This window comes from Bradyrhizobium sp. INPA03-11B (assembly GCF_040446015.1).
Lineage (GTDB): Bacteria > Pseudomonadota > Alphaproteobacteria > Rhizobiales > Xanthobacteraceae > Bradyrhizobium > Bradyrhizobium macuxiense_A.
In genome coordinates this window covers 25,463-31,873 of sequence record NZ_JASGSR010000095.1, presented here as the reverse complement: position 1 = coordinate 31,873, position 6,411 = coordinate 25,463, and the positions used below count along the sequence as shown (strand labels likewise).

General features: G+C 68.0%; 7 protein-coding genes. 2 read left to right on the top strand and 5 right to left on the bottom strand.

The features are described from left to right. On the bottom strand, positions 1-746 hold a 746-nt coding region (locus tag QMZ05_RS30165), incomplete at its 3' end, for a hypothetical protein (protein ID WP_353704063.1). A 119-nt stretch (positions 747-865) separates the two neighbouring features. Between QMZ05_RS30165 and QMZ05_RS30160 the strand changes: the two genes are divergently transcribed. Further along, on the top strand, positions 866-2,020 hold the full coding sequence (locus tag QMZ05_RS30160) for an OmpA family protein (protein WP_353704062.1): 1,155 nt from the start codon (positions 866-868) through the stop codon (positions 2,018-2,020). Between the two features lie 205 nt (positions 2,021-2,225). Here the strand turns inward: QMZ05_RS30160 and QMZ05_RS30155 are convergent, their stop codons facing one another. Further along, the gene (locus tag QMZ05_RS30155) at positions 2,226-2,591 is read right to left on the bottom strand and encodes a nuclear transport factor 2 family protein (protein ID WP_146986085.1); all 366 of its coding nucleotides are present in this window, start codon (positions 2,589-2,591) and stop codon (positions 2,226-2,228) included. A gap of 96 nt (positions 2,592-2,687) precedes the next feature. Between QMZ05_RS30155 and QMZ05_RS30150 the strand changes: the two genes are divergently transcribed. After that, entirely contained in the window at positions 2,688-3,323 is a 636-nt protein-coding gene (locus QMZ05_RS30150) for a TetR/AcrR family transcriptional regulator (RefSeq protein ID WP_353704061.1), read from the top strand. A gap of 121 nt (positions 3,324-3,444) precedes the next feature. Here QMZ05_RS30150 and argG read toward each other — a convergent pair whose 3' ends face one another. The 3 genes from argG to QMZ05_RS30135 form a co-directional block, all read right to left on the bottom strand. Further along, on the bottom strand, positions 3,445-4,782 hold the full coding sequence (argG, locus tag QMZ05_RS30145; RefSeq protein ID WP_353704060.1) for an argininosuccinate synthase: 1,338 nt from the start codon (positions 4,780-4,782) through the stop codon (positions 3,445-3,447). 79 nt (positions 4,783-4,861) lie between these two features. Beyond that, on the bottom strand, positions 4,862-5,644 hold the full coding sequence (locus tag QMZ05_RS30140) for a phosphatase PAP2 family protein (protein WP_353704059.1): 783 nt from the start codon (positions 5,642-5,644) through the stop codon (positions 4,862-4,864). A 237-nt stretch (positions 5,645-5,881) separates the two neighbouring features. Continuing rightward, complete coding sequence (locus QMZ05_RS30135) at positions 5,882-6,364, bottom strand: hypothetical protein (protein WP_353704058.1); 483 nt, start codon at positions 6,362-6,364, stop codon at positions 5,882-5,884. Positions 6,365-6,411 lie beyond the last annotated feature (47 nt).

The window sequence follows — 6,411 nt, the reverse complement described above, 5'->3', positions numbered from 1 at the left end:
CGCAAAGCCGACGCCACCCCCGGCAGCTGCACCGCATCCGGCGCCGCCCCCGGCTCCCGCACGGCCTGAACCGCCCGCCGCGCGCCCGGCACCGCCGCCGCCGGCCGCAGCGCCCGCAAGGCCCGAGCCGCCTGCCGCAAAGCCGGCAACGCCGCCGCCTTCGGCCGCGCCCGCACACGAGCCCCCTGCTGCTGCGAAGCCCGCGCCGGCACCGACACCCGCACGGCCGGAGCCGCCCGCGGCTGCACCCGCGAAGCCCCCGACGCCGCCGGCGGCAGCGCCCGGACATCCCACACCGCTCCCGCCGCCTGCTGCAGCACCGCAGCGGCCTGGCACGCCGCCGACGCCTGCGCCGGGAGCCGCGCACACGCCGCCGACTCCGACGCCAGGTGCCGCAACACCGGCACCGGGTGCTGCTGCTCCGGCCGCACGCCCCGGCACGCCGCCCGCCGCCGCAACACCGACGCCTGCAACGCCCTCGCCGACAACGGCGCCGGCCGAGCGCCGGCCTGGCGATCGCCCGGGTGGCGAACGTCCGGGTGGCGCCAAGCAACCGCCGGGCACGCCGCCTGGCGCAACATCGCCGGCAACGCCCGCGCCGGGCGCGACACCGGCAGCACCGGGTGCCGCTGCTCCGCCAGCGCGCCCCGGCACACCGCCGGCCGCCGCAACGCCAACCCCGGCCGCACCTGCAGCGCCGGGAGCTGCAACACCGGCACCCGGTCAGCAGGGACGTCCCGCGACACCGCCCGGAACGCCCGCGACTCCGGGCGCCGCAATGGGCGCCCCCGGCGCCACACCGGCTCCGGGTCAGCCGGCCCGTCCGGGTGCTGCGCCCGGCGTATCGCCGGCGCAGGGAGCCGCGATGGGCGCGCCTGGCGCAGCACCGGCGCGCCCTGCCGGTCCGCCAGCAGCGACAGTCGTCCCCGGCTCGGCAGCCGCAACGCCGCCGCCCGGCCAGGCGCAATACGCCCCGCCGACTGTTTCGCCCGCGTTCCGGGCCGCGCCTGCGGTCACAGCCCCGCTGCCGCCGCCGCCGCGGCATGACAACATCACGCCGCTCGCGATCGGCGCTGCGGTCGGTGCGGGCGTGGTGGCCGGCGCCATCATCGGCGGGAGCATCGCCGACCTGCGCGGCCAGCGGCAGGAAGTGGTCGAAGACGGCCGCACCATCTACACCGAGCCGGACCGCGTCATCATCCGCGACCCGAGCGGACAGGCCTATGTCCGCGGCGACGACGTCTATCGCTTCCGCTACGGCGCGCGTGACATCCGCACCGAAACGATCGGCGGCGAGACCCGGACTATCGTGGTCCGTCCCGACGGCAGCGAGATCATCACCGTGGTCGGTGCCGACGGTCAGATGCTGCGCCGCATCCGCAGGGATCCCGGCGGGCGCGAGCTCGTCATCATCGACAACAGCTATCGCGATCCGCGCGCGGTCGGCGGCTTCTATGTCGACGTGCCACCGCCGGTGGTCAACATTCCCTACGATCGCTACATCGTCGACGCTCAGGAGGCGTCGCCGGACGTGATCTACGAGACCATGGAGGCACCGCCGGTGCAGCGGATCGAACGGCGTTACTCGCTCGAAGAGATCCGCTACAGCCCCAACGTCCGCATGCAGATGCCGAGCATCGACCTCAACACGATCAACTTCGACTCCGGATCGTGGACCATCCCGCCGGATCAGGCGGCGAGGCTGCAGGTGATCGCCGACGGCCTCAACCGGGCCATCCAGCGCAATCCGCGCGAGGTGTTCCTGATCGAAGGCCATACGGATGCGACCGGCAACGACACCGACAATCTGTCGCTGTCCGACCGCCGTGCGCAATCCGCCGCCGAGTTGCTGACCCAGCAGTTCGGCGTGCCGGCCGAGAACCTGACCTCGCAGGGTTACGGCTCGCAGTATCTGAAGGAGCAGACCGACGGACCGAGCCGCATCAACCGGCGCGTCACCGTCCGCCGCATCACCCCGCTGCTCAACGGCGGTACGGCTTCGGCCGCCCCGCCGCGCTGAGCCGGAAAGACATCACGAGACGAAATGGCCGGGAGCAATCCCGGCCATTTTTGTTTGGTGAAGTCTTGTAGCACGCGTCAGCAGGCCAAGCTTACCAGCCCCGTCATTGCGAGGAGCGTTAGCAACGAAGCAATCCATTTCTCCGCTTGCGGCGCGATGGATTGCTTCGCTTCGCTCGCAATGACGGCGCGGCTACTTCCCCGCGTCAGCGCGCCATCTGCGTGGGATCGTAGAAGAAGCGCTCCTCGACCAGCTCCTCGCCGCGCCAGGTCTGCCAGGCGACCTCCTCCATGCTGCGGACCTTGCCGTCCTTGCCGGTGAACTCGAACCGCCAGCAGATCGCCGAATGGTCGCCGTCAAGCAGCAGCGGCCCGAGCCGCGTCGTCTTGACGCCGGAGACCGCGGCGAGCACCGCCGCCTCGCGCGCCGCCAGCGCCTCGCGGCCGACGCGCCATTCGCCGTCATTCTCCTGGGTGCGGGCATCGGCGGTGTAGAAGTTCCTGATCGCGCCGACATGGTCGTTGGCTTCGACCGTGTCAGCGAAGGCTTGCAGCGTCTTGAGCGAGGGCATCGGGCAATCTCCATTTACCGACTGATGGTCGGTATTTATCGACTGCGAGTCGGTAAGTCAATTGGCTTGCGGATGGAACTGAGCTAGACATGCGTGATGGCAACCCAGGCCGAACGGCGCGAGAAAACCAAAGCCGCGATCGTCAAGGCGGCGCGGCGCATTTTTGGCGAGCGCGGCTTTGTGGCTGCGACGATGGATGACATCGCGAGCGGCGCACGGGTCGCAAAGGGTGCGGTCTATCATCACTTCGCGACCAAGGAGGCGGTGTTCGAGGCCGTGTTCGAGCAGGTGTCGATCGACCTCGTCGCCGATCTCGACCGCATCTCGCGCGCCGAGAACGATCCGCTCGCCGCGATGGCGGCGGGAACGCAGGGCTATTTCGCGGCGTGCTCGAAAGGCCCGACCGGCCAGATTATCCTGCGCGACGGCCCCGCCGTGCTCGGCTGGGAGCGCTGGCGCGAGATCGACGCCAAGCATTTCGGCGGAAAATTTCCACGCGCGCTGGCGGCCGCGATGGAGGCCGGCGTGATCGCCAAGCAGCCGATCGAGCCGCTCGCGCGGCTTTTGCTGGGTGCGGTGACGGAAGCAGCGGTCGCGGTGTCAGCCGGCCCGGACATCGGCAAGACCGGCACCGATTATGCGCGCGCGTTCCGTTCGCTGCTCGATGCGCTCAGGGTGAAACCGGACACGAATGCCTCCGCGCGTCGTCCCGGGGAAAGCCGGGACCCATAACCCCGACCGTCAATTGTTGCGCAACGCTGGAGCCACAGCTCGCTCTAACAACGCGATCCTGTGGTTATGGGTCCCGGCTTTCGCCGGGACGACAGCAAACGTGCGGCACGACTAGACCGCCTCAATCCTTGTCGTTCTCGAGCTGGAAGATCTGCGAGCCTTCGCCGCTCGAGATCAGGCCAGTCTTGTTGTAAAGGCCGAGCTTGGCGCGGGTGTCGGCGATGTCGAGGTTGCGCATCGTCAGCTGACCGATGCGGTCGGCCGGCGTGAAGGCGGCGTCCTCGACCTTCTCCATGCTGAGCCGCTCCGGCGCATAGGTCAGGTTCGGGCTCTCGGTGTTGAGAATCGAATAATCGTTGCCGCGGCGCAGCTCGAGCGTCACCTCGCCGCTGACGGCGCGCGCCACCCAGCGCTGCGCAGTCTCGCGCAGCATCAAGGCTTGCGAATCGAACCAGCGACCCTGATAGAGCAAGCGGCCGAGCCGCATGCCGCTGATGCGGTACTGCTCGATCGTATCCTCGTTGTGGATGCCGGTGACGAGCCGCTCATAGGCGATGTGCAGCAGCGCCATGCCGGGCGCCTCGTAGATGCCGCGGCTCTTGGCCTCAATGATGCGGTTCTCGATCTGGTCGCTCATGCCGAGGCCATGGCGGCCGCCGATCGCATTGGCTTCGAGGAACAGCGCGACGGGATCGGCAAACGTCTTGCCGTTCAGCGCGACCGGCTGGCCTTCCTCGAAGCGCACCACGACCTTCTCGGCCTTGACGTCGCAGTCAGCGCGCCAGAACGGCACGCCCATGATCGGGTTAACGATGGTGATGCCGCTCGACAGGCTCTCGAGATCCTTGGCCTCATGCGTCGCGCCGAGCAGATTGCTGTCGGTCGAATAGGCCTTCTCCGCGCTCATCTTGTAGGCAAAGCCCTGCGCGGTCATGAACGCCGACATCTCGGCACGGCCGCCGAGCTCGTCGATGAACTGCTGGTCGAGCCAGGGCTTGTAGATCCGCAGGCTCGGGTTGGTCAGCAGGCCGTAGCGATAGAAGCGCTCGATGTCGTTGCCCTTGAAGGTCGAGCCGTCGCCCCAGATGTTGACGCCGTCCTCCTGCATGGCCGCGACCAGCATCGTGCCGGTCACCGCGCGGCCGAGCGGGGTGGTGTTGAAATAGGTGATGCCGCCGGTCGAGATGTGGAACGCGCCGGACTGGATCGCCGCGATGCCCTCATGGACCAATTGGGTGCGGCAATCGACCAGGCGGGCCTTCTCGGCGCCGAAGTCCATCGCCTTGCGCGGGATCGCGTCGTAATCGGCCTCGTCGGGCTGGCCGAGGTTGGCGGTATAGGCAAACACCTTGGCGCCCTTCAGCTTCATCCAGAGCAGCGCCGCCGAGGTGTCGAGCCCGCCCGAGAACGCGATGCCGACTTTTTCGCCGGTGGGCAGGCTTTTCAGAATCGTACTCATGGGACGGTCCAATCGATCGAAATGGATGAGGTTTGACGAGGCCGAATATCAAATTTCGGAAGGCGGGGCACGCCTTTAATCAGGCTTCGGGCTGGCTGGACGCCGCCTTGCCGCCACGGCGCCAGCGCTGCATCCAGCGATAGCCGGGCATCGCGAGCCGGGTCAGCGCCGCGTCGACCTGGGCATCGGTCAGCCGGGTCGCGGCCCAGCGGTAGATCAGCGCGTAAAACAGCCAGACGGTGAAGAACGACACCAGGCCGGCGATCGCGACGTCAGTGAAGAAATGGCCGCCAAAGGCCATTCGAAGCCCGCTGGTGACGATGCCGAACACGGTGGCCCCGGCAAAGGCCAGCGGCCGCCACACAGGCGGCGTCAGCGCCGCCGGCGCATAGGTCCAGAATGCGGTGGCGCCCTCGCCGGAGAAGAACGAGCAATTGCGCGGGCAGCCGCCGCGCGGGTCCCACCACGGCATGAATTGCAGGTCGCCGCCGAACTGCGTCACGAACACCGGCCGCGGCCGGCCCCAATAATTCTTGAAGGTGAAATTGGTCAGCACGCCGGCCGAGAGCAGCATCGTGGTAAGCAGGAACACCGCGGCGCGGCCGGACATCAGCATCGGCCGATCCGGCCGGATGAACTTCCAGACGATGGTCACGATCGCCGGCAGCACCAGCGCCCAGGCGATCCACATCGCCGCATCGCGCGCGAACTGCGCCACCGCGTCGAGCTTCACGGGGAAGGTCTTTTCCGCGGCGTCGTAGAACAAAGCTGCCAGCTTCAGGTCGAGCTCGGGATAAATCCCGAACAGGATGCCGACGACGAGCGCCAGCGCCAGCGCGATGAAAAGTCCGGTCCGGTTCATGGCGCGCGGTTTAGCCGAGGCGGGAGGGCATGAAAAGTGCGAGGACGTCGGTTACCCTCCCCTGGAGGAGGAGGGTCGGCTCACGTTGAGCGGAGCGAAATGTGAGACGGGGTGGGGTGATCTCTCAACACGGGCAGCTCTCGCGTGGAGAGACTTTCACCCCACCTCGGTTCGCATTCCGCTGCGCTTCATGCGAACCGATCCTCCCCCTCCAGGGGAGGATGGGAGTTCCAACCACTACCGCGGCGATTGCGACGGCAATGGCGGGGGCGGCGGCAAGGGGCGCGGCGGCTCGCGCCAGGCGCCGGCGGTGCGGCCGGCGATCAGCCAGTAGACCAGGCCCGCGACGATACCGGCGCCGGTCATGATCTCCATGTGCCGGCGCATGATGCCGTGGAACTGCATCGTGTCGGGATCGAACGGGATCAGGCCGAGATAGCAGGCCGCGCCGACGATCGCCCCGCCGACGGCATAGGCCAGCACACTCCGGATGTAGAACGCCTCGGTGAGCAGCACCACGATCAGCGCGGGTAGCAGCGCGAAGCCTGAGATGAAGATGAAACCGAAGCCGAGCACGATGTTGACGGCGCTCTGGTCGATCTGCCCGCCGAAATCGCTGATCTCGGGATACAGCACCGCGACGACCACGATAATGCCTGCCACGAAGCAGGCCATCAGGAAGCCGAACGCGACGACGAACAGGCGGCCGATCAGGGCCATGCTACGGGCTCCCCGTCATTGCGAGGAGCTCGCGACAAAATTGCAGA